At 65.2% G+C, this 21,829-nt stretch carries 17 protein-coding genes and 1 tRNA gene; 8 read left to right on the forward strand and 10 right to left on the reverse strand.

Annotation, left to right across the window (positions count from 1 at the left end):
* Positions 1-3: 3 nt before the first annotated feature.
* Positions 4-414 carry an acyl-CoA thioesterase gene (locus AC3WOB_RS20035; protein ID WP_013391547.1) on the reverse strand — a complete coding sequence of 137 codons (411 nt, stop codon included), beginning with the start codon at positions 412-414 and terminating at the stop codon, positions 4-6.
* Positions 415-519: 105 nt separating this feature from the next.
* Positions 520-1,596: a YeiH family protein gene (locus AC3WOB_RS20040; RefSeq protein WP_013391548.1), complete on the reverse strand. Its 1,077-nt coding sequence runs from the start codon at positions 1,594-1,596 to the stop codon at positions 520-522.
* Between the two features lie 120 nt (positions 1,597-1,716).
* Between AC3WOB_RS20040 and AC3WOB_RS20045 the strand changes: the two genes are divergently transcribed.
* Positions 1,717-2,610, forward strand: a complete 894-nt coding sequence (locus AC3WOB_RS20045; RefSeq protein WP_492275970.1) for a LysR family transcriptional regulator — start codon at positions 1,717-1,719, stop codon at positions 2,608-2,610.
* A gap of 3 nt (positions 2,611-2,613) precedes the next feature.
* Here the strand turns inward: AC3WOB_RS20045 and AC3WOB_RS20050 are convergent, their stop codons facing one another.
* Positions 2,614-3,810, reverse strand: coding sequence for a M20 aminoacylase family protein (locus tag AC3WOB_RS20050; RefSeq protein ID WP_492275971.1), 1,197 nt, complete (start codon positions 3,808-3,810; stop codon positions 2,614-2,616).
* 75 nt (positions 3,811-3,885) lie between these two features.
* Between AC3WOB_RS20050 and AC3WOB_RS20055 the strand changes: the two genes are divergently transcribed.
* Positions 3,886-5,586, forward strand: coding sequence for an AMP-binding protein (locus AC3WOB_RS20055; protein ID WP_013391551.1), 1,701 nt, complete (start codon positions 3,886-3,888; stop codon positions 5,584-5,586).
* 6 nt (positions 5,587-5,592) lie between these two features.
* On the opposite strand, the gene AC3WOB_RS20060 is transcribed toward AC3WOB_RS20055, so the two are convergent.
* Positions 5,593-6,468 carry an inositol monophosphatase family protein gene (locus AC3WOB_RS20060; protein ID WP_013391552.1) on the reverse strand — a complete coding sequence of 292 codons (876 nt, stop codon included), beginning with the start codon at positions 6,466-6,468 and terminating at the stop codon, positions 5,593-5,595.
* A 144-nt stretch (positions 6,469-6,612) separates the two neighbouring features.
* Between AC3WOB_RS20060 and mnmC the strand changes: the two genes are divergently transcribed.
* The 6 genes from mnmC (at position 6,613) to AC3WOB_RS20090 (ending at position 13,947) form a co-directional block, all read left to right on the forward strand.
* Positions 6,613-8,484, forward strand: coding sequence for a bifunctional tRNA (5-methylaminomethyl-2-thiouridine)(34)-methyltransferase MnmC2/FAD-dependent 5-carboxymethylaminomethyl-2-thiouridine(34) oxidoreductase MnmC1 (gene mnmC, locus AC3WOB_RS20065; protein ID WP_492275972.1), 1,872 nt, complete (start codon positions 6,613-6,615; stop codon positions 8,482-8,484).
* 272 nt (positions 8,485-8,756) lie between these two features.
* Entirely contained in the window at positions 8,757-10,982 is a 2,226-nt protein-coding gene (locus AC3WOB_RS20070; protein WP_492275973.1) for a glycoside hydrolase family 31 protein, read from the forward strand.
* A gap of 199 nt (positions 10,983-11,181) precedes the next feature.
* Positions 11,182-12,270, forward strand: a complete 1,089-nt coding sequence (locus tag AC3WOB_RS20075; protein ID WP_492275974.1) for a methionine ABC transporter ATP-binding protein — start codon at positions 11,182-11,184, stop codon at positions 12,268-12,270.
* Positions 12,227-12,880 carry a methionine ABC transporter permease gene (locus AC3WOB_RS20080; RefSeq protein WP_013391556.1) on the forward strand — a complete coding sequence of 218 codons (654 nt, stop codon included), beginning with the start codon at positions 12,227-12,229 and terminating at the stop codon, positions 12,878-12,880. Before AC3WOB_RS20075 ends, AC3WOB_RS20080 begins: the two co-directional genes overlap by 44 nt.
* A 55-nt stretch (positions 12,881-12,935) precedes the next feature.
* On the forward strand, positions 12,936-13,733 hold the full coding sequence (locus AC3WOB_RS20085) for a MetQ/NlpA family ABC transporter substrate-binding protein (RefSeq protein WP_013391557.1): 798 nt from the start codon (positions 12,936-12,938) through the stop codon (positions 13,731-13,733).
* Positions 13,734-13,871: 138 nt separating this feature from the next.
* Positions 13,872-13,947: transfer RNA gene (locus AC3WOB_RS20090), tRNA-Lys, on the forward strand.
* A 164-nt stretch (positions 13,948-14,111) separates the two neighbouring features.
* Here the strand turns inward: AC3WOB_RS20090 and AC3WOB_RS20095 are convergent.
* The 6 genes from AC3WOB_RS20095 to AC3WOB_RS20120 form a co-directional block, all read right to left on the reverse strand.
* Positions 14,112-15,746, reverse strand: coding sequence for a methyl-accepting chemotaxis protein (locus AC3WOB_RS20095; RefSeq protein WP_492275975.1), 1,635 nt, complete (start codon positions 15,744-15,746; stop codon positions 14,112-14,114).
* Between the two features lie 174 nt (positions 15,747-15,920).
* Positions 15,921-17,498, reverse strand: coding sequence for a GGDEF domain-containing protein (locus tag AC3WOB_RS20100; RefSeq protein ID WP_492275976.1), 1,578 nt, complete (start codon positions 17,496-17,498; stop codon positions 15,921-15,923).
* A 230-nt stretch (positions 17,499-17,728) separates the two neighbouring features.
* Complete coding sequence (locus tag AC3WOB_RS20105) at positions 17,729-18,082, reverse strand: transposase (RefSeq protein ID WP_492275977.1); 354 nt, start codon at positions 18,080-18,082, stop codon at positions 17,729-17,731.
* The gene (locus AC3WOB_RS20110; RefSeq protein ID WP_492275978.1) at positions 18,079-19,170 is read right to left on the reverse strand and encodes a M14 family metallopeptidase; all 1,092 of its coding nucleotides are present in this window, start codon (positions 19,168-19,170) and stop codon (positions 18,079-18,081) included. Before AC3WOB_RS20110 ends, AC3WOB_RS20105 begins: the two co-directional genes overlap by 4 nt.
* Positions 19,170-20,261, reverse strand: a complete 1,092-nt coding sequence (locus AC3WOB_RS20115; RefSeq protein ID WP_492275979.1) for a M14 family metallopeptidase — start codon at positions 20,259-20,261, stop codon at positions 19,170-19,172. The genes AC3WOB_RS20110 and AC3WOB_RS20115 overlap by 1 nt, the downstream gene beginning before the upstream one ends.
* Positions 20,261-21,607 (reverse strand): MFS transporter, encoded by a 1,347-nt coding sequence (locus AC3WOB_RS20120; RefSeq protein ID WP_492275980.1) that lies wholly within the window; start codon positions 21,605-21,607, stop codon positions 20,261-20,263. Before AC3WOB_RS20120 ends, AC3WOB_RS20115 begins: the two co-directional genes overlap by 1 nt.
* Positions 21,608-21,829 lie beyond the last annotated feature (222 nt).

Raw genomic sequence — 21,829 nt, forward strand, 5'->3', positions numbered from 1 at the left:
GGCTCAAAGAGTAGGAAGGGGACGGCGCCGGCGGGCTTCGTCGGTGGCGACGTAGGTCAGCGTGGCCTCGGTGACCTTGACGATCTCGGCGTCCAGCCGCTGACGCTCCGCGTAGACCTCGACGGACACCGTGACCGAGGTCGTGCCGGTCTTGGTGATGGCTGCGTAGAAACTGAGCAAATCGCCCACGAACACCGGCTCTTTGAACTGGAAGGCATTGACCGCGACGGTGGCCACGCGCCCGGCGGCGCGGCGCGCGGCGGGGATCGATCCGGCGATGTCGACCTGGGACATGATCCAGCCGCCAAAGACGTCCCCGTGGATATTCGCGTCCGCCGGCATCGGCATGACGCGCAACACCGCATCGCGATCGGCGGGCAAAGTCGTAAACGGGGTTTTGGTGCTGGAGGTCATGCGGCCGACTCCACTGCTAGGGAACCAGCCGATTATGCAGGAAAAACGCGACAGCGGCGTGCATGCGCAAAGCCCGCCGCGCCTCTGGGCGCGGCGGGCCGGGGATCAGGACGCCAGCTTGACGATGCCGTAGCCGCCGACCAACAGCCAGAGGTACAGGATCAGGCCCAGCGCCATCACCCGGGGACCGGCCTTGCGGATCTGGGCGAAGCGGGTTTCGATGCCCAGCGCGGTCATGGCCATGGTCAGGGCGAAGACGTCCAGGCGGCGGATGGCGGCCACCGCGTCGGCGGGGATGATGTTCAGCGAATTGATGATGGCCAGCACCAGGAAGCCCACCGCGAACCAGGGGATCGGCAGCTTGCCGCCTTTGCCCTGGCCGCCGGCATGCGAGGCTGCGCTGCGCAGATACATGCCCAGGATCAGCAGGACCGGCACCAGCAGGGCCACGCGGGTCATCTTCACGATGGTGGCGACTTCGGTGGTGGCGGGGTCGACGTTGCTGGCCGCGCCGACGACCTGGGCCACTTCATGGATGGTGCCGCCGATATAGATGCCCAGGGCCTGGGTGTCGAAGTTCAGCCAGCCCGCGTGGTAGAGCACCGGGTACAGGAACATGGACAGGGTGCCGAACAGCACCACGGTGGCCACGGCCACGGCGCTCTTGTGGGGAGCGGCCCGCAATGTGGGTTCGAAGGCCAGCACGGCGGCGGCGCCGCAGATGGCGCTGCCGGCGGCCGTCAGCATGGCGGTGTCGCGGTCCAGGCCCAACAGACGCTGGCCCACCACCGTGCCGAGCACCAGGGTGCCCACCACCACCGCCACCGAGACCGCCAGCCCGGGCAGGCCCACGGCGGCGATCTGCTGGATGCTGATGTTCAGGCCGTAGAAGGCCACGGCGATGCGCAGCAGGCGCCGCGCGGTGAAATTCACGCCCGCGCTCCAGTCGGCGGGCATGGTGCCGCGCAGGAAGTTGCCGTAGAGCATGCCGCAGACAATGCCCACGACCAGCGGCGAGAAACCCAGCTGGCGGATGGCGGGCAGGTCCGCGAGCTGCATCACCGCGGCGGCCATCAGGCCGACGAACAGCACGCCGTTGAGCTTGTCGCGCCAGGGTGTGGCGGCGGGAGACGCCGTCGGCGTGGCGGGGAGGGGGACGGCGGTGCTGGTAGATGTACTCATGGCTGGCCTTTTGGGGGAGGCATATCTAAATAACTTCCCGAAATATTAATTTCCCGCCTACTATTTGAAAAATCTTTATTTCAGATATGTAATATCAGGAATTCTGATATTTAGGCGATCATGACTCCCGATCAGCTGCTTACCTTCGCCAGCGTGGCCGATGCCGGCAATATCAGCCGCGCCGCGCAGCTGCTGAACCTGTCCCAGCCCGCCGTCTCCGGCCAGCTACGGATGTTGCAGGAATGGTTCGGCGAACCCCTGTACCGCCGCAGCGGCCACGGCATCGCGCTGACCGAAGCCGGTGAGCGCCTGGCCGAGCAGGCACGCCAGTTGCGCCAGGTGTACCGGCAGGCGCAGGCGGTGCGCGAATCCTGGCGCGGACTGGAAACCGGCGATCTGCGCCTGGGCGCCAGCACCACCCCCGCCAGCTATCTGCTGCCCAGCCTGGTGGCCGATTTCCGCCATGCCTTTCCGGCGGTCAGCCTGCATCTGTCCGATGGCAACACGCGTGAGATCGTCGAGCGCCTGCCGGCCCTGGATCTGGCGTTCATCGAAGGCGACGTGCCTACGGGCTTGCCCGCGGACACGGCCGTGCATGCCTGGCGCCAGGACGAAGTGGTGGCGGTGGTGCGCGCGGACCACGCGCTGGCGGGAAAAGGGGCGGTGACGCTGCGCGACCTGGCGGCGTCAGCGCTGATCATGCGCGAGCCCGGTTCGGGCGTGCGCCGGCTGGTGGAGCGCGCTTTCGCGGACGCCGGCCTGGCGCCGTCGGTGGGCCTGGAGCTGGCTGGCGTGGAGGGGGTGAAGCAGGCGGTGCGGGCCGGACTGGGCGTGGGCTTCGTGTCGGTCATGTCGATGCGGCACGAGGATGGCGCCCTGGCGGCCTTGCGCCTCTTGCCCAGGCCGCTGACGCGGACCCTGAGCATCCTGGTGCCGCATGCCGACGCCGCCGCCCGCGCCGCCGAGCGCTTCCTGGCGATGTGCCTGGCGGTCGGGATGGCGGACGGCGTTTGAGGGTCAGACCTTGGCCAGGCGCTTGAGCGCCAGCTGGACCCAGTAGGTGCCGCCCAGCGGCAGCAGTTCGTCGTTGAAGTCGTAGCTGCCGTTATGCAGCATGCAGGGGCCCAGACCGTGGCCGCTGTCGCGATGGTCGCCGGTGCCGTTGCCGATCCAGACATAACAGCCCGGCAGTTCCTGCAGCATGAAGGCGAAGTCTTCCGCGCCCATGGTGGGTTGCACGTGGTCGTTGACGTTGGCCTCGCCCACGATGTCGCGCAGCACGTCGGCGCAGAACGCGGCTTCCTCGGCGTGGTTGATGGTGGGCGGATAGTTGCGCTGGAACGTGAATTCGACTTCGCAGTCCATCGCCGCGCAGGTGTGGCGCGCGATCTCTTCCATACGGCGTTCGATCAGGTCCAGCACGTCCAGCGTGAAGGTGCGCACGGTGCCGCGCAATTCGGCGTGGTTGGGCACGACGTTGTCGGCGCTACCGGCGTGGATCTGCGTGATGCTGAGCACGGCCGCATCCAGCGGATTGCGGTTGCGCGTGATGATGGTCTGCAGCGATTGCGCCAGTTGCACGGCCGCCATGACCGGATCGATGCCCAGGTTGGGCATGCCGGCGTGCGTGCCCTTGCCCTTCACGATGATGGAGAACTCGTTGCTGGAGGCCATGATGGGACCGGCGGTCAGGCCGAACTGGCCGGGCTTCATGCCGGGCCAGTTGTGCATGCCGAACACCGCTTCCATGGGAAAGCGTTTGAACAGGCCGTCGTCGATCATGCGCTTGGCGCCGCCGCCGCCTTCTTCCGCAGGCTGGAAGATCACGTAGACCGTGCCGGCGTAATCGCGGTGCTGCGACAGGTATTGCGCGGCCGCCAGCAGCATGGCCGTGTGGCCGTCGTGGCCGCAGGCGTGCATCTTGCCGGCGTTGGTGCTGGCGTGCGCGAAGGTGTTGACCTCCTGCATGGGCAGCGCGTCCATGTCGGCGCGCAGGCCCACGGCGCGGTCGCCCGGCAGATTGCCGCGGATGATGCCGACCACGCCGGTGCCGCCTAGGCCGCGGTCGATTTCAATGCCCCATTCCTCGAGTTTCGCCGCCACCACGTCGGCGGTGCGGAACTCTTCGAAAGCCAGTTCGGGATGCGCGTGGATGTCGCGGCGGATCTTGGAAATGTCGTGATGCCACGCGACGATGGGTTCGAGCAGTTTCATGGAGCTCTCGGGCGAAAAAAGGGAACGCAACAAGGGTATCATCAATCAAAAACCAATTTAATGGAGACAAATACCATGACGCGTCCGTGGCTTGCCCATTATCCGCAGGGGGTTCCGGCGGAGATATCCACAGAGGGTTATGCCTCCCTGACTGACTTGCTGGATCGGGCCTGCAAGCAGTACGCCTCGCGCATCGCCTGCACCGCGATGGGCAGCAACATTACCTATGCGCAGCTCGACGCCCATGCGCAAGCGTTCGCCGGCTGGCTGCAAAGCATGGGCCTGGCCAAGGGCGAGCGGGTGGCATTGATGATGCCGAACGTGCCTGCCTATCTGGTCAGCATGCTGGGCACGCTGCGCGCGGGTCTGGTCGTGGTGAACGTGAATCCGCTTTACACCGCTGAAGAGCTGCAGCGACAGCTGCAGGACAGCGGCGCGTCGGCCATCGTCATCCTGGAAAATTTCGCGCACACCTTGCAGCGCGTCACGGACCGCGGACAGCTCAAGCACATCATCGTGACCGGCCCCGGCGATCTGCTCGGCGGGCTGAAGGCGCCGCTGGTGAATCTGGCTGCGCGCTACGTCAAGAAGATCGTGCCCGCATGGCAGATCGATGGCGCCCGCATGCTGCCCGACGTGCTGCGCGACGGCGCGCGCCAGCGCTTTGCGCCGCCGCCGCTGTCGATGGACGACGTGGCGGTGCTGCAATACACCGGCGGCACCACCGGCGTGCCCAAGGGCGCGATGCTGTCGCATCGCAATCTGGTGGCCAATGTGCTGCAGACGGAAGCGGTGGCCCAGCCCGTGGTGCATGACCTCGCGGACCAGCAGCTCACCATCATCAGCGCGCTGCCGCTCTACCACGTGTTCGCGATGACCGTGTGCGGGCTGTATGGGCTGCATGCCGGCATGCGCAACGTGCTTATCATCAACCCGCGCGACCAGCCTTCGCTCATCAACGCGTGGCGCAAGGTGCCGATCAATGTGTTCCCCGGCGTTAATACGCTGTTTAACGCACTGGCGCACAACGACGACTTCGCCCGCCTGGACTTTTCTGCCTTGCGGCTGACCTTGGGCGGCGGCATGGCGGTGCAGCAGCAGGTCGCCGAACGTTGGCTGAAGATTACGGGCAGGCCGCTGATAGAAGGCTATGGCCTGTCGGAAACCTCGCCGGTGGCGACCGTGAATCCCACCAACGCGACCGCGTACTCCGGCTCCATCGGCCTGCCGCTGCCGTCCACCGACGTGGCCATCCTGGACGACGAAGGCCATGAAGTGCCGCTGGGCGAGCGTGGCGAAGTGGGTATCCGCGGGCCGCAGGTCATGCTGGGATACTGGCAGAAGCCCGAGGAAACCCGCCACTCCATGACCGCCGACGGCTACTTCCGCACCGGCGACATCGGCATCATGGATGAGCAGGGCTATACCCGCATCGTCGATCGCAAGAAAGACATGATCGCGGTGTCGGGCTTCAAGGTCTATCCGAACGAGGTCGAGGCCGCAGTGGCGCAGCACCCCGGCGTGCTGGAATGCGCGGCGATCGGCGTGCCGGACGAGCACTCGGGCGAGGCCGTCAAGGTATTCGTGGTGCGGCGGGACCCGACGCTGACCGAGGCGCAGATCCAGGATTGGTGCCGCGAAAAGCTCACGGGCTACAAGCGTCCACGCTACGTGGAATTCCGCGACGAGCTGCCCAAGAGCAACGTGGGCAAGATACTGCGCCGGGAGCTGCGTCCCGATGCGGTTGCGGGCGCACCCACGGGCACCGCGGCGTAAGGGCCGTCAGTCCTTTTTGTCCAGGTGCGGCGCGATCATTTCGTGCAAGGCGCGCTCGATGGCCTTGTTGCCGGCCACGACGCGTCCGCCGATGGGCCAGGGATCCTGCCGGTGCATGTCCGAACACGCGCCGCCCGCTTCGCGCAGGATCAGCGTGCCGGCGGCCACGTCCCAGGGCGCCAGGCCCATTTCCCAATAGCCGTCATAGCGGCCGCAGGCGGTCCATGCCAGGTCCAACGCGGCCGCGCCCATGCGGCGCACACCGCGGGCGCGGTTGATGGCGTCGTGCAGCATGGGCATATATTGCGCGGCGAATGAAAAGTCGCGGAACGGAAACCCGGTGGCCAGAACGGCGTCTTCGATGGTCGGCGTGCGCGAACACTTGATGCGCCGGCCGTTGAGCCAGGCGCCCAGGCCGTGGACCGCGGTAAAGAGTTCCTCGCGGCAGGGGTCGTACACCACGCCGACCACAGGCGTGTCCTCGGCCAGCGTTTCGGTGGCTGATATGGCGGTGCCGGCGTGCGCGATCAGCGCGATCGACACCGCGTAATGCGGAATGTCGTGCAGGAAGTTGGTGGTGCCGTCCAGCGGATCGATATACCAGGTGGCGCTGCCCTGCGGCTTGCCGCCGGTCTCTTCGGCGACGATGCCGAATTTGGGCGTGCGCGCTTGCAGCTCCTGGATAATGGCAGCCTCCGCCTCGCGGTCCGCCTGGGACACGAGATCGTTGCGCGCCTTGCGGTCGATCACGAGATCCGCGCGGTGATGCGCGTAGGATTGCAGTATGGCCGCGCCGGCATGGGCCGCCGTGACTGCCGCGTCGATCGCGGCGCACAGGTCGATGGGCGAGGTCTGCGAGCGGGGCTGATCGTAGGTATCCATGAAACCAGTGTAAGCCCATGTATGCGTCAACTCCGTGGCTGCGCCCCTAAACCGCCGCGCCGCGTGTGGCGTCCGCCCAACGCAGCCGCATCCGATAATCCGCGCTGAGTCCCATTCTCCATTTCGTCCGCCGTCGCCGTTTCCATGTCCTCTAGCTATGCTCCCCTGATCCCCGCCAAGGCTGAGTTCGACGCCGACGGCCGGCTCGACAGTCCCGCTTATGGCGATGTCTACCATTCGCCATCGGGTGCGTTGGGCCAGGCGGAACACGTGTTCCTGCGAGGCAACGGCCTGCCCGAGCGTTGGCGTGGTCGCCGCGGTTTCACCGTTTGCGAAACGGGCTTCGGGTTGGGGCTGAACTTCCTGGCCCTCTGGAAAGCATGGCGCGACGATCCCCTGCGCAGCGCCGCGCTGCACGTGGTGTCGCTTGAAGGGCATCCCTTCGAACGCGAAGACCTGGCGGCTTTGCTGGCCCGCTACGCGCCCGAGTCCCTGGCCGGCCTGGGACGGCAGCTGGCAGAGCGATGGCCGGTCCTGTTGCCCGGATTGCATCGCCTGGAGTTCGAGGGCGGCGCCGTCACGCTGACGCTGGGCTTCGGCGATGCCCAGGTCCTGGCGCCCCGCCTGAACGCGAGCGTGGACGCATTCTTCCTGGACGGCTTCGCGCCGGAGCGCAATCCGCGGATGTGGGAGCTTTCCCTGCTGCGCGACCTGGCCAAGCTGGCCGCACCCGGCGCCACGCTGGCTACCTGGGCCTGCACCGGCGAATTGCGCCAGACCTTGCGGACGGCGGGTTTCGAGGCGCGGCGGGCGCCCGGCTACGGCGGCAAATGGCATATGACCGTGGCGGCTGCCATCGCGCCGGGCTGCGCGGCCCCGAGCGCCCCGGACGAGGATTCCCGCCACGCCGTGGTGGTGGGGGCGGGGCTGGCGGGCGCAGGCATTGCCCAAGCATTGGCCGCGCGCGGGTGGCGTGTGACGGTGCTCGACGCAGGCCTGGCGCAGGGCGCGCCATCGCATGCCGGGCATGTCGCGGCGGCTTTGACTCCGGTGGTGGCGCGCGATGACAACGCGCGGGCGCGTCTGTCGCGCGCGGGCAGTCTGCGCGCGTTGGCGCGATGGCAAAGCCTGCCCGAAGGCGCGGCGCCGCTGGTCTGCGGCACCGTGCAGTTGGAGCGCGACGAAGGCCGGTCCGCGGCGCTGGCCGGCACCCTGGAGACCTTGGCCTTTCCCGGGCACTGGGTGCGCCAGGTGAACCGCGACGAAGCCAGCGCCCTGGCCGGCCTGCCGCTGGCGCGGGGCGGGGTGTATTTCGGACAGGGCATGTTGCTGCAGCCTGGCAGGCTGATAGAGGCGCTGCTGGCGGCGGACGGCGTGACGGTCCTGCCCGGCAAGGTGGCCAGTGTCGACCGCAACGGCGCGGGCTGGAGCGTGCGCGATCTGGCCGGCGCCGAGCTGGCGCGCGCCGATACCGTCATCCTGGCCAATGCGTTCGGCGCGCGCGCCGTGCTGGCCGATAGCGGTCTGCTGGATCCCTTGCCCCGTGTGGCGCAGATGCATGCGCTCGCGGGCGAGGTAACGCTGGTGCCAGCCCGGGCACTGCACGGCGGTCCGCGCTGCATCGTCGGCGGCGAGGGCTATCTGCTGCCCGATGTGGGCACCGGTTGCGTGGCCGGCAGCACTTACGTGCATGGCGCGGCCGAAGTGCGGGTCGGCGCCGAAGGTCAGCGTGTCACCCTGGACAAGGCTGCGGGCCTGCTGGGCGGCGGCTTTCCGGACTTTGATTCCCTGGAGCCTGGCAGCCTGCCGGGTTGGGCCGGCTGGCGGGCCGTGCTGCCGGGGCGGCTGCCGGCCGTGGGCGAGCTTCCTCAGGCCCCGGGTCTGTGGCTGGCCGTCGGTTACGCGTCGCGCGGCCTTTCATGGTCGGCGCTGATGGGCGACCTGATCGCCGCGCGCCTGGCCGGCGAGCCGTCACCCCTGGAAACAGATCTGGCGCAACTTATTTCGCCACGTTGAAAAAAAGCCGGGAAGGGGGAACGGGGGCATCCCGCAGGTGGCGTAGAATGGCAGGAATTGCCAGGATTTGGCGCCAAATTGGCCTGAGTTGGCCGCGAACCTGGCGTTTTGGCGGGTCGAAGGCCGCTCCTTTTGGGGGCGCTGGCCGAAGGCTTTAGACCCCTTTTATGGATGAGTTCGCAATCCAAAAGAGGGACCGAGTTTATTTCAAAGCCCAAATCCGTCAAAATAGCGTCTTTTGATGGTTTTTGGCTTAAGCCGGGGGATGCTCTGTGCCGCCCAAGTTCGACTTTGCCCATACTACCCAGCTCGACAATGTCGAGCTGTTGACGTCCCGCCCCAGTCGCATCGATTTCGACGCGGGTGATGGGTTGCACCTGGTAGTCGAGGCGCATGCGCCTGGTGTTTTTCGCCTGCGCTGCGGCGAGGCGAATCACCTTAATGATGACAAGCCCGGCGCGCGTGCTCGCGCCGTGGCGGAAATGCTGCTCGCGCGCCAAGAGGCCGTGGGCGAAGCCGTTATCGCTCCGCGCGACGACGGGGAAGGCTGGCGGATCACCCAGGGCGACGTCTCCCTGGAAATCCTCTCCAACCCCGTGCGGGTCGCGATCTACCGCAACGACGAGCGGGTGTTCGAGTCCGAGGTCTCCGCGCATACGCCCGCATTCGGGCACAACGCGCTGGATCAGGCCGACGACGCCGTCTGGACGGCGGGCTTTACGCTGCAGTCCGATGAGCGCGTGTACGGACTGGGCGAAACTCCGGGCGACCTGAACCGCCGCGAAGAATCCGTGGTTTCCGACGATCCCGAGCACCGCGCCTTGCCTTTGGCATGGAGTCCGCGCGGCTGGGGCGTCTACGTCAACACGATGCGCCGCGTGGAGCACTCGGTGGGCGTGGCGCCCGCGGATTCCGCCTACGTGCTGACAGTGGACGACGTCGTGCTGGACGTGTTCCTGTTCGCCGGCGAACCCGGTGAAATCCTCAATCAGTACACCGCTCTGACCGGCCGCGCCGGCCAACCCTCGCTGTGGGCGATGGGAGCATGGCTGCAGCAGGCCCCGGGCGAGATGCCCACGGATACCGTGGCCCTGGTAGCCCGCATGCGCGAAAACCAGATTCCGGTGGATGCCGTGACGCTGGCGCAGCCGGCGGCCTGGGGCTTCCAGTCGGACAAGACGGTTTTCGAATGGAATGCCCAGCGCTTCCCTGACGCCAAGCAGATGCTGGCGCTGTTCCATAAGCACCATGTGCATGTCGCCGCTTCCGGCTTCCCCGGCGTGCTGAAGACCAGCCCGCTGTTCGAAGAACTTGAAGACCGTGGCTGGCTGCTGGCCAAGGACGATGGTTCGGCGCAGGTGTTCGACGGCAACGCCGCTACCTCGGGACAGCCCTACGGCCTGCTGGACCTGACCTACCGCGACATCTACAACCTGTGGGTGGAGCGCCATCGCCAACTGGTCGAAGACGGCCTGGACGCGCCCGCGTGCGACGCCCAGATCGCCATCCCTGACGGCGTCACCGCCCGCAACGGCGAAACCGGCCCCGCGCTGCGCAGCATGTATCCGCTGCTGGTGCGCCGCGCGCTGTTCGATGCGGTCGCTGGCCTGAAGGTCCCGCCGGAAGGCGTGGTGCCCAGCTCCGACCTGTTTCCCGCTGCCCAGCGTCTGCCGTGGCAGGTTGGGCCGCAAGCTGAAAACACCTGGGAAGGGCTGCGCCACACCCTGCGCACCGCCTTGTCGATCGGCGCCAGCGGCTTGCCCGTCCAGGTGCACGGCATCGGCTCGGCCGCGCGCGACCGCGCCAGCATGACGCCGGAACTGTATCTGCGTTGGCTGACCGCCGGCGTGTTCTCGTCGAACTTCGCCTTCCAGGGCGTGGACGGCCTGATGCCCTGGGACTTCGGCGAAGAAACCCTGGCGCACGCCAAGACCTGGATGCAGTGGCGCTATCGCCTGGTGCCTTATGTGCTGGGCGCCATCGAGGACTCGGCGCGCACCGGCCTGCCGGTGCAGCGGTCCATGGCCATGTCGTTCCCGAACGATCCCGTCTCGCATGATTGGGACTTGCAGTACCTGCTGGGCCCGGCCCTGCTGGTAGCGCCCATCACGGAACCGGGTAAGCAAGTGCGCGTCTACCTGCCCAAGGGCGAAGCCTGGTGGGACCTGAATACGGGGCACCGCTATGAAGGCGGCACCACCTGGACTATCGATTGCGAATTGGGCCAGTTCCCGGTGTTCGGCCGCGAAGGGCACATGCTCTGTCTGGGGCCGGCGGCACAGCATACGGGCGAGTTCAACTCCGCCCGCATCCTGGACGAGGTCTGGATGTTCGGCATGCCGGTGCACAACCCGGTCGTCATGCGCAACAAGATCCGCGTGATGCAGATGCAGGGCTCCAGCTACATCAAGGGGCTGGAAGGCCTGCGCATTTCTCCGTCCGAGGGCCTGGAGGTCAAGCGCCGCGGCGCGGAAGTCCGCATCTCGCGCGCACGCTGAACCAACCGGCTGCGGCCGGTCCGGCAAAAACTGGGCAGTCAGGAAGGCTTTCCTTCCTGACTGCCCTTTCCGCGTTATGGCATGTGCTCCATAGGGACGCAACAAGGCGCGGGCGCAGGCTTTTATATTACTTGTAGTTATAAAAAATGAAAGAAACAGTCGTTCTCTGTAGAAGAGAAAAGATACAAAATCGCTTGCCATGATTCAGATCGAGAACCTATCCAAGACCTACGCCACGCCGCACGGAGAATTCCAGGCGCTGCGCGGCATCAACCTGCACATCCAGCAGGGCGAGGTCTTCGGCATCATCGGCCCCAGCGGGGCCGGCAAAAGCACGCTGGTCCAGTGCATCAACCTGCTGGAGCGGCCCAATGAAGGCTCGATCGCCATCGGCGGGCAGTCCCTGACCGGCCTGAGCGAAGCGCAGCTGCGCCAGCAGCGCCGCCGTATCGGCATGGTGTTCCAGGGCTTCAACCTGCTGTCGCGCCGCACGGTGTACGGCAACGTTGCGCTGCCGCTGGAAATCGCCGGCGTGGCCAAGGCCGAGATTCCTGCCCGCGTCGAGCGCCTGTTGGCGCTGGTGGGCCTGGAGCATCTGCGCGACCGCTATCCCAGCCAGATCAGCGGCGGCCAGAAGCAGCGCGTAGGCATTGCCCGCGCCCTGGCCAACAATCCTGACGTGCTGCTCAGCGACGAAGCCACGTCCGCGCTGGACCCGGAAACCACGCACAACATCCTGGCCCTGCTGCGCGACATCAACCGCAAGACCGGCGTGACCGTGGTCATGATCACGCACCAGATGGAAGTCGTGCGCGAGGTCTGCGACCGCGTGGCCGTGCTGTCGCAGGGCGAAGTGGTCGAAATGGGCAGCACGCGCGAAGTGTTCGCGCAGCCGCGCCACGAAGTGACTCGCGCCATGGTGTCGGCCGCCACCGCGTCCGACCTGACCGACGCCACGCTGGCGGCGGTCAAGGAACGCATCCAGGCGCTCGTAGCGGCCAAGCCGGGCCAGGCGGTGCGCCTGCTGCGCCTGTCGTTGACCGGCACCGACGCGTCGGGGTCCTTCCTGTCCGACCTGTACAAACAGTTCTCCCTGGACGTGGGCCTGATCCAGGCGCGCGTCGAAGACATCCAGGGCGTGGCTGTCGGCACGATGTTCGTGCTGGCCCAAGGCGCGCCCGCTTCGGTCAAGGACGCGATTGCCGCGCTGGCCGCCCGTGACATTACCGTTGAAGAAATAGCTCATGAGTCCGCAACTGATCGACCTGCTTATTACGTCGCTGCTTGACACCCTGTTGATGGTGGGTGTGGCCAGCGCCATCGCGGTGGTGGTCGGCATTCCGCTGGGCGTGATCCTGACGGTGACTGCCCGCGGCAACATGCTCGAGAACCAGTCCGTCAACCACGTGCTGGGGGCGGTGATCAATGCCACGCGTTCGGTGCCGTTCGTCATCTTGATGGTCGCGATCATTCCGTTCACGCGCCTGGTGGCCCAGACCTCCATCGGCACCACCGCCGCCATCGTGCCCTTGTCGGTCGCCGCGATTCCGTTCATGGCCCGCATCGCCGAAAACGCCATGCGTGAAGTCGACCCCGGCCTGATCACCGCCGCACGCGCCATGGGCGCATCGCCGATGCAGATCATCATGAAGGTGCTGCTGCCCGAGTCCTTGCCCGGCCTCATCGCCGCCACCGTCGTTACCGTCGTCAGCCTGATCGGCTACTCGGCCATGGCCGGCGCCATCGGCGGCGGCGGCCTGGGCGACCTGGCCATCCGCTACGGCTACCAACGCTTCCAATCCGACGTGATGGCCGCCGTGGTCATCGTGCTGATCGTCCTGGTCCAGGTGATCCAGAGCCTGGGCGACCGCTACGTGCGCCGCATCTCGCATCGCTGATCCCGCGCCCGCCGCACCATTTTCTTCTCACTTCCGACATTCGGGATATCGCAACATGAGCATCAAGGTTTTGAAGTCGCTGGCCGCGTTCGCACTCGGCGCCGCCGTTTTCGCCCAGCCCGCGCTGGCCCAGGACAAGCCGCTGAAGATCGGCGTGACCGCCGGCCCGCACGCCCAGATCTTTGATGTGGTGAAGCAGGAAGCCGCCAAGCAGGGCCTGAACATCCAGGTCATCGAATTCACCGATTACGTGCAGCCCAACGTCGCGCTGTCCGCGGGCGACCTCGACGCCAACAGCTATCAGCATCAGCCTTACCTGGACAATGCCAATGCGGACCGCGGCTACAAGCTGGTCAGCATCGCCAAGACGGTCATCTTCCCCATCGGCATCTACAGCAAGAAGATCAAGTCGCTGTCCGAGCTGAAGGAAGGCGCGCGCATCGCGCTGCCGAACGACCCGACCAACGGCGGCCGCGCCCTGTTGCTGCTGCAGGCCAATGGCCTGATCAAGCTGCGTCCCGACGTGGGCCTGAAGGCGACCCCGATCGACGTGGTCGAGAACCCCAAGAAGCTGCGTTTCATCGAACTGGACGCTGCTCAGCTGCCGCGCTCGCTGGACGACACCGATGCCTCGGCCGTGAACACCAACTTCGCGCTGGAAGCGGGTCTCAACCCCGCCAAGGATGCCATCGCCCAGGAATCGCCCGACTCGCCTTACGCCAACGTGCTGGTCGTGCGTGAAAAGGACAAGGACCGTCCCGAGTTCGCCAAGCTGATCAGCATCTACCACAGCCCGGCCGTGAAGCAGTTCATCGAGACCAAGTACAAGGGCGCCGTGGTGGCCGCCTGGTAAGTCCAAGCGCCTGCCCGAAGTTCCCAGAACGGCCGCCGCGAGCGGCCGTTTTCATTGTGGGCTGGGGGCCTTGTGCAGGGCTGTTGCGTCGAATTTTGACAAACCGCCCCAAATCGGCCATAATTTCTGGCTTCGGTCGGGTTGTTAGCTCAGTCGGTAGAGCAGCGGACTTTTAATCCGTTGGTCGCGAGTTCGAGTCTCGCACAACCCACCACCCCAATTCCCGCAGTACGCAGCAGCGCCGTCCAAGCATTGCTGACCAAGAAGAAACGCCGCTATCTCTAGCGGCGTTTTTCGTTGGTGGCTGGGTTATTGAACCAGTTGGGGCAGGAGTGGCCGAAAGCGGCGCGTGTCGCGATCGGTCCCCCTGCAATTCTCCTACGTCGGTGCCGCGAACGCGATGAGAGCAGGCTCCGCCATGGGCACAGGCCGCGCGGTGACGGACGATGCGGTCTTGAACACTTCGACCGCCTGCAGCAGATCCCGCGCCTGTTCCGCCATCGAAAGCGCCGCCGCTGCGGATTCCTCGACCAAGGCCGCATTCTGCTGCGTCACGGAATCCAGCTGGGCGATGGCCACGTTGACCTGTTCGATGCCGATGGCCTGTTCGCGCGAGGCTGTCGCGATCTCTCCGGTTATTGTCTTCATGCGCATGACCGACGTGACGACGTCCTCCATGTCTTGGCCTGCCCGTACGGCGAGGTCCCGGCCCGCCTGGACCACGGAAGTCGAGGTCTCGATCAGATCCTTGATTTCCCTGGCGGAGGTGGCGCTGCGCTGGGCCAGCGCGCGGACTTCGCCGGCCACCACGGCGAAGCCCCGACCCTGGTCCCCGGCTCTTGCGGCTTCCACTGCCGCGTTCAGCGCAAGTATGTTCGTCTGAAAGGCGATGCTCTCGATCAGCGACACGATCTGCCCGACCTTTTCGGAATTGGTGGAGATCTCTGTCATGGCCGCCAGCATTTCGGATACGACCCCGCCCGCTTTCTCCGCAGCCCTGGCGCCTTCGGAGGCCAGTTCGTCGCCGCTGGCCGCATTGTCCTGATTCAGCCGCACGGTGGACGTCAGCTGTTCGATGCTGGCCGCGGTCTCTTCCAATGACGCTGCCTGCTCTTCAGTGCGGTGCGACAGGTCGGCATTGCCTTGGGCAATCTGACCTGCCGCCGTCGAGATGGACGCGGCGGAAGATTTGATCGCATCGACGATTCTGGACAGGCGCGATCGCATGGTTTCCAGCCCGTGCATCAGGCTGTGGTCATAGCGGGGATCGAGCTGCAGCCGGCTGCTCAGATCGCCATCGGCGATGTTCACCGCCAGAAGCTGCGCATCGCCAGGATCGCCACCCAATTGGCGCAGGATGCTGCGCGCCGTGAGACAGGCTGCAGCCACGCCAAGCAACAGCGCGACCACGACGGTTATTCCCACCGCCCACTGCAATTGGTTCGCGAGGGTCCGGGTATCCGCCGCACGCGCGTCATTGATCTGCGTCTCGAGCGCGGCGAGCGTGGACAGTGTCTCTTGGAGCACGCGCTGCTTGGGCCGCAATTCATCCTCCAATAGGTGCTGCGCGGCCTGCCGGTCACCGTTCATGCCTTCTTCCTGCACGCGAACGAACAGTGAGCGCATGTCTTGTTGTGCGGCCCCAGCGGCGGCGAACAGGCGTGATTCCTCGCTGGTGGTATTGGAACGGCTCGAGAACATGCCGCCCAGCCGATTTCGCGATTCGTTGTAGAGCTTCTCGGCTTCATTCGCCCGCAGCACTTCGGCCTGCAGCACTTTCGGATCTGTGAGGACCAGGATGTTGCGGATCGCGATGGCCTGTTCCTGGACCTGGTAGCGCATATCGATGGCCAGACGCCGCTGTTCATTGTTGATGGCGGTGATCTGGTAGACATCCTGCTCCAACGCCCGGATGCCGAACGTGCCCAGCACGCCAGACACCAACAGCGCCACCATGATCATTGCAAAGCCCATGGCGAGGCGGGTACGCATCTTCAGGTTTGACGGTTTCATTGCTCTTTCGCTTTCAAAGTGGAATTTCTGTATTCGGCTTACTCCGTCCGGACTATACGGATGGGCTGCACGCAGAAAAAGACAGAAATTTTTTTCCACCAAGTACTTTTTTCTATCTTGTGAAAGACCGAGGACCGATGCGTGCGGCGCGTTCTCGCCGCTGTGCGAAAGCGCTCAAGCGTCTTCGGATTGCGTAATGACGCAGTTGCGGCCAGAGGCCTTGGCGCGATAGAGCAACTCGTCTGCTTGCTTCAGCAGGGCATCGATATCGTGGATTTCATCCGCCGGCGCGCAGACCACGCCAAAACTGCTGGTGATGGACTCTATGGTCTTGCCGTCCAGCGGTACCGACAGACGCTCGACGCGGCGGCGCATGCTCTGCGCCATTGCGCTGGCCTGCGCGGTGCTGCGGACCGTGCACAGCACGGCGAATTCCTCACCGCCGATGCGCGCCACGATGTCCGAGCGGCGCCATGTCTGGTGGCAGGCCTGCGCCACGGCCACCAGCACGTTGTCGCCGCCGGCGTGGCCGTAGGAATCGTTGATCCGCTTGAAATGGTCGATGTCGAAGACGATCAGCGTCAGCATCTGTCCTGGCTCATCCAGGCTGGCGCACAAGGCTTCGGCGCGCGCATGAAACGCGCGCCGGTTGAGCAATCCAGTGAGGAAGTCTGTCTCCGCCAACGCGGCCAGGTCGGCGATGAGCCGCTCGCGCTCATGCTCCGTGCGGGACTTGGCGATGGCGTTGTCCTTCAATTTCTGGATGGCATCGAACAGGCCGCGGACCTCCTTGCGATAGCCGGCGGCAGAGATCGGCGCGGGGGCGTTGTCGTTGAGTGAGTTGATGATCTCGGTGGCCACGACGAATGGGCGTATCAGACGCCAGCGGAACTTGGTGAATCCCCAGGTGGCGGCCAGCAGCAGCACGATCGCGACCGTCGTGGTGGTGACCAGTTCCGTCAGCGCATTGACGCGTTGGCGTTCCAGCAGCTTTTGCAATACGTTCAGCACTTCATCGCGGAAGTCGAGAATGGATTGCATCAGGGGAACGTAACGCTCCTGCATGCCAGCCTCGTGAGGCGGCGAGTGGGCCAATGCAGGCGGCGCGTGGCGCAGCGCTGCGATGTACTCCAGGCCCGCGCCAAAGTACTCGTATTGAACCCGCGGATACGCTCGGGTTTCAAGGTCCGCATGGGTGGAAAGCTGTACTTCGAGCAGCGCGCGCAATTGGGCGACGCGGCCCAGTTGTTGCTCGATACGCTGCGTTTCCTCGTCGCTTAAAGGGCGGCGCTGAACCTGTGCAGGCATGAAGGCGGAACCAAGCAGGCCGGCCTGCTCGCGCAGGCCCGCCGCCAGCAAGGCAATGGTCATGAGGCCGGGGCTTTCTACTTCATGGCGGATCACAACGGCGGAGTTGTCGAGCGCGGTTTCCTCAAGCGCGGGAATGAGCCCGGCCATGATCACCACCACGTCGTTGAGCTCCTCGGCACTGATCAGCGTACGTCGCCTGGCAATGAGCCGATCTGCCAGGGCGCGGTGTTGGACCAGGGTTCGCGCGATATGCTGGATGGTGCCTTGCGCGTCCCTGCAGCCGTCGCAGTTGCGAGTCTGGTGCAGCGCCAGCAGCTCGGCGATTCTGCTGTCGCTGGCGCTGCGCGCGAGCTGCAACTCCTGCTGCCTGGCCTCGGATACGGGCTGGCCTTCTATCAGTGCGGCATTCATCGACCCGCGCTCCATCAGGACGGCAGCCATCGCGTCCAGCGTGCCCTGGACGACGCACAGGCTCGACCTGGCATCGCGCGCCGCCGTATGGGCGTGCCAGCTATGGGTCAGTTGGATGCCGATCAGCGCACTGACCGGGATCAGAACGCCGATGACATATGCCACCGTGTAGCGATTCAGGGATTTCAAAAGAACAGTGAAGACGAAGAGATTTCAACGTGCGGAAGGCGTCGGAAAGGAGGCGCTGCGTCGCGTACGCTTTATTCCTTTGCCCCGAGCGTGTCTTGCAGTATGACCTTGTTGAGCGCCAGGATGGCGATCAAGCGCTCTAGGCGATTGCACTCGTTCTCGAGTCTGTTCAACAGTTTCAGTTCGTAGGACGCCAGCCCGTCGTAGTGCACTTTCCATGCGTGGAAAGTGGCTTCGCTCACGCCCATGCGCGTGCAGATATCGGATATCGGCGTGCCTAGCGTTGCCTGCCTCAACGCGTGCCTGATCTGTTCTTCCGTAAAGCCCGACCGGTCCATGTGATGCACCTCCGTATCTTGAGATGAAGCCAACACCTGCCGCGGGGACGGAAGCGTCGGCGCAATCCTTTCGGTTTTCTGTGTCAAGCCGCCTGCAAGCCGCGCAGCGCCTGCAGAACCGCCACCCGGGTCTGCCCCAGCACCATGCCGTGCCAGTTTTCCTCGTTGCAATAAAACGCTTCCAGTGTGGTTTGCAGGATGGTTCTTCGTAGCTCCTGGGAGGCCTCGGGATGCGCGTGCAGCCAGTTCCGGCCGCATAGCGCATGCACCATTGCGTCGAAGCGCACCGCCCCGAACACGATGGCCATCGAGGTCGGCAAGGACAACGGGCAGGCTTGATAGATCAGATCGGCGAGCTGGCCGGAGATATCGACTGACACCGAGTTGCCCTGGTAGGGGACGGTAATGTCGCTGCCCCACCATTGGCGCGCGCGCGATACCTCGGCATCGTCGTGGCGGCCGGCATAGAGCTTTTCGCCATGGCCGCGAGGCCCCCAACCGGTATGCACGTCGATCCAGCCGATATGGGTGCGTGTGCGCGCATGCTCGTGCAGGATTCGGCGCAGGTTCAATAGCGATGCCGCGGGGCGGTCGCCTCCGTAGAACAGGCCGTCGGCGTGCGTATACTGGCCACGCGAGACCGCCTGCGCGAAGGCGGACTGTCCGTGCTCGGCGATGAATTGAGCGATCTGTTGCTGGTTTGATGGCGTGGGAGGCCATTCATCAGGCAGCAGCAGGTCGTGTATCCGCGCATACTCAGGGTTCACGGGCAGCGGCCGCCCATCGAAGGGCAGCCCATTGCGGTTCAGGTCTATATTGCATTCGTCGGTGCGCGCGATCCACGAATAACCGTAAGGGTTGACCGCGTGCACCAGCAGCAAGGCCACGCCAGCCTCGCGTGCCCGGCTCAGCATGACGCTATCGTCCAGCAACGCCAGTTGGCAACCCGAACCGCAGAAACCTTCCACTCCCAATACGGCGGAAGTCATGATGAGCATACGGTCGGCATCGGGATCGCCGATGTAGGCGACATCCGTGGCCAGCGCCTCGCCTTCCCTACCGGCGTGGTCGATGCCATAGGAATGGAACGAATCGGCGAGCGGCCTGGCAGCCAGCGCAAAGCGCTCGCGCGCCTGGGCGTAGCTGCGGGAGAAGTAACTGGCGCTGGTTCGCATCAAGCCTCCTGCAGACCGGAGAGAGCTTGCAGCACGGCGACGCGGCTCTGGCCCAGAATCATGCCGTGCCAATCGGCGGCGTTGCAGTAGAACGCTTCCAGCGTGGCGTTCAGGATGGCGTCGCGCTTGGCGTCGTCGGCCCCAGGATGCGCAAGCAGCCAGTTGCGGCCGCGCAGCGCTTCGATCATGTCTTCAAAAGGCAGAGTGCCGAATTCCAGTGCCATCGGCGTGTGCTGGGCGTCGGGGCAGGTCTGGTAGATCAGGCCGGCCAACTGGCCGGTAATGTCCGCGGAAGCGGAGCTGCCTTCGTAGGGAACCGCGATATCGCTGCCCCACCATTGGCGCGCGCGCGCGACAGCGGCGGCATCGCGGCGTCCCGCGTATATTTTTTCGCCGTGCCCGCGCGGCCCCAAGCCTGTATGCACATCGATCCAGCCGATATGCTTGCTGCGGCTGCCGTGCTGCTGAAGGATATGGCGCAGGTTCAGCAGCGATGCCGTAAGGTGCGTGCCGCCGTAGAACAGGCCGTCGGCATGCGTGTACTGCCCGCGGGTCACGACCTGCGCGAACGCCGACCGGCCATGCTCGGCGATATAGGCATCGATCCGCGAGGCATTCGCAGCCGTGGCTGGCCATTCCGCAGGCAGCAGCAGGTCATGTATCCCCGCGTATCCGGGGTTCTGGGGCAGGGACCGTCCGTCGAAGGTCTGGTCGTTGCGGTTCAGGTCGACATTGTCTTCGTTCGTGCGCGCCAGCCAGGAAAACCCATACGGGTTGATGGCGTGCACGAGCAGCACGGCCACGCCGGCTCTGCGGGCGCGCTCCAGCATGGCGGCATCGTCCAGCAGGGCGAGTTGACAGCCCGAGCCGCAGAAGCCCTCCACGCCATGTGTGGCGGAGGTCATTATCAGCAGCCGTTCAGCGTCGGTCGGGCCGATCAGCGCGACGTCGGTCGCCAGGGCTTCGCCGTGGCGGCCGGCGGGTTCGATGACATAGGATTGAAACTGTGTGGCCAGGGGTTTGGCCGCCAGCACGAAACGATGGCGCGCTTCTTCGTAGCTGCGGGAAAAGTAGCTGGAACCGTGCTGCATTAGGCCTCCTGGCCGTCGATGTCGTCGTGGGTGCGGTCGTCAATCCAGAACAGCACCACCGTGGAGAGGGCTATGGCCACCATCAGGAACCACGCCGGCGCCATGGAATTTCCCGTCACGTGCAGCAGCCAGGTCACGAAGAACTGCGCAAAGCCGCCGAACACGGATATGCCCAATCCATACACGACGGACATGCCGGTCGTGCGCACGGCCTTGGGGAAGAGTTCGGGAAGCATCGTGAATGCAGGCGCCGACTGCAGGGCCACCAGCAGCGCGAACAGGGCGACGAGCAGCATCAGCCGCTCGGTGCTGGGCGCGGCCATCAGCCATTGGAAGCAGGGGAGCAGGACGATCAGGGTGGCGAGGCGCGACCAGAAGATCACGCGCTTGCGGCCGTAGCGGTCGGCCAGCATGCCGACGAACGGGGCAATCAGGAAGCCGACCGCGCCGAACACGACGCTGGCCGATAGCGTGGACGTGGCCGGCAAGCCCAGTTCCCGGTTGGCGTACGCCGGCATGTAGAAGCTGAGGATCTGCGTGCTGACCATGCCACCGATCAACAGCAGGATGCCCTTCAATATGGTGACCTTGTACTCGGCAAAGATGCGGCGCAACGGCTGGTGAGGGGTGGCACGGCGTAGTGCCGCAGGCTGGAATTTGCCGGAGTCCGGGGGCGAGCTCGTCAGTGTTTCCTCGAGGTTGCGGCGGATGTAGGCGCCGACGGGCACGGTCAGGATGCCGATGACGAACGGCACGCGCCAGCCCCAGGCGTGCATCTGCTCGGTGGTCAACCCCATGGTCAGCAGCGTCACGACCAGCGCCCCAAGCATCACGCCTAGCGACTGGCTGCCGAACTGCCAGCTGGAATAGAAGCCGCGCTTGCCGCGCGGCGCGTGTTCGACCAGCAGGGTGGTAGAGGCTCCGACCTCGCCGCCGGCGGCGAAGCCCTGGATCAGGCGGGCCAACACCATCATGACCGGGCCGACCATGCCCAATTGCGCATAGGTGGGCGCCACGGCGATAAGGGCACAGCCCAGGCCCATCAGCCACAGTGTCAGCGTCATGGCCGCGCGGCGGCCGTGGCGGTCGGCATAGGAGCCGATCAGCATGCCGCCCACGGGCCGCATCAGGAACCCCACGCCGAAAGTGGCGGTGGTCAACAGCAATTGGCCGTAGCCCGAGGCGGCCGGAAAGAACAGTGGGCCCAGCACCAGCATCAGGAAAGTGAAGACGGTGAAGTCGAAGAATTCGAGTGCGTTGCCGATGGTGGTGCCGGCGATGACGCGCCGGCGCATGGACGGCGTATGTAGTGAGTTGGTCGCAGCTGCTGCGATTGCGATAGACATGGTTTCCCCTGGTGTCTGTTTGAGGAGGAGCCGATCCGTGGTCCCGGGCCTTGGGCCACTCCCCGAAGGGCACTATACGGATGCCCTGAGATAAGAAAAAGACAGAAAATTTGTTTTGGTGCTCACATTTTTATATAGTGCGGCCCCCTTTTTTTGCACCAAATTTCCCTGATGCCGTTGGCAGTCCGATGGATGGATTGGACCTTGCATTGCATGTGCCTC

Source organism: Achromobacter sp. FW305-C-30-7, assembly GCF_058783105.1.

What these genes read in the sequence shown, in the direction of transcription:
- AC3WOB_RS20035 (WP_013391547.1), bottom strand. Translation starts at nt 414, where the DNA reads ATGACCTCCAGCACCAAAACCCCGTTTACGACTTTGCCCGCCGATCGC.
- AC3WOB_RS20040 (WP_013391548.1), bottom strand. Translation starts at nt 1,596, where the DNA reads ATGAGTACATCTACCAGCACCGCCGTCCCCCTCCCCGCCACGCCGACG.
- AC3WOB_RS20045 (WP_492275970.1), top strand. Translation starts at nt 1,717, where the DNA reads ATGACTCCCGATCAGCTGCTTACCTTCGCCAGCGTGGCCGATGCCGGC.
- AC3WOB_RS20050 (WP_492275971.1), bottom strand. Translation starts at nt 3,810, where the DNA reads ATGAAACTGCTCGAACCCATCGTCGCGTGGCATCACGACATTTCCAAG.
- AC3WOB_RS20055 (WP_013391551.1), top strand. Translation starts at nt 3,886, where the DNA reads ATGACGCGTCCGTGGCTTGCCCATTATCCGCAGGGGGTTCCGGCGGAG.
- AC3WOB_RS20060 (WP_013391552.1), bottom strand. Translation starts at nt 6,468, where the DNA reads ATGGATACCTACGATCAGCCCCGCTCGCAGACCTCGCCCATCGACCTG.
- mnmC (WP_492275972.1), top strand. Translation starts at nt 6,613, where the DNA reads ATGTCCTCTAGCTATGCTCCCCTGATCCCCGCCAAGGCTGAGTTCGAC.
- AC3WOB_RS20075 (WP_492275974.1), top strand. Translation starts at nt 11,182, where the DNA reads ATGATTCAGATCGAGAACCTATCCAAGACCTACGCCACGCCGCACGGA.
- AC3WOB_RS20080 (WP_013391556.1), top strand. Translation starts at nt 12,227, where the DNA reads ATGAGTCCGCAACTGATCGACCTGCTTATTACGTCGCTGCTTGACACC.
- AC3WOB_RS20085 (WP_013391557.1), top strand. Translation starts at nt 12,936, where the DNA reads ATGAGCATCAAGGTTTTGAAGTCGCTGGCCGCGTTCGCACTCGGCGCC.
- AC3WOB_RS20095 (WP_492275975.1), bottom strand. Translation starts at nt 15,746, where the DNA reads ATGAAACCGTCAAACCTGAAGATGCGTACCCGCCTCGCCATGGGCTTT.
- AC3WOB_RS20100 (WP_492275976.1), bottom strand. Translation starts at nt 17,498, where the DNA reads ATGGCTGCCGTCCTGATGGAGCGCGGGTCGATGAATGCCGCACTGATA.
- AC3WOB_RS20110 (WP_492275978.1), bottom strand. Translation starts at nt 19,170, where the DNA reads ATGCGAACCAGCGCCAGTTACTTCTCCCGCAGCTACGCCCAGGCGCGC.
- AC3WOB_RS20115 (WP_492275979.1), bottom strand. Translation starts at nt 20,261, where the DNA reads ATGCAGCACGGTTCCAGCTACTTTTCCCGCAGCTACGAAGAAGCGCGC.
- AC3WOB_RS20120 (WP_492275980.1), bottom strand. Translation starts at nt 21,607, where the DNA reads ATGTCTATCGCAATCGCAGCAGCTGCGACCAACTCACTACATACGCCG.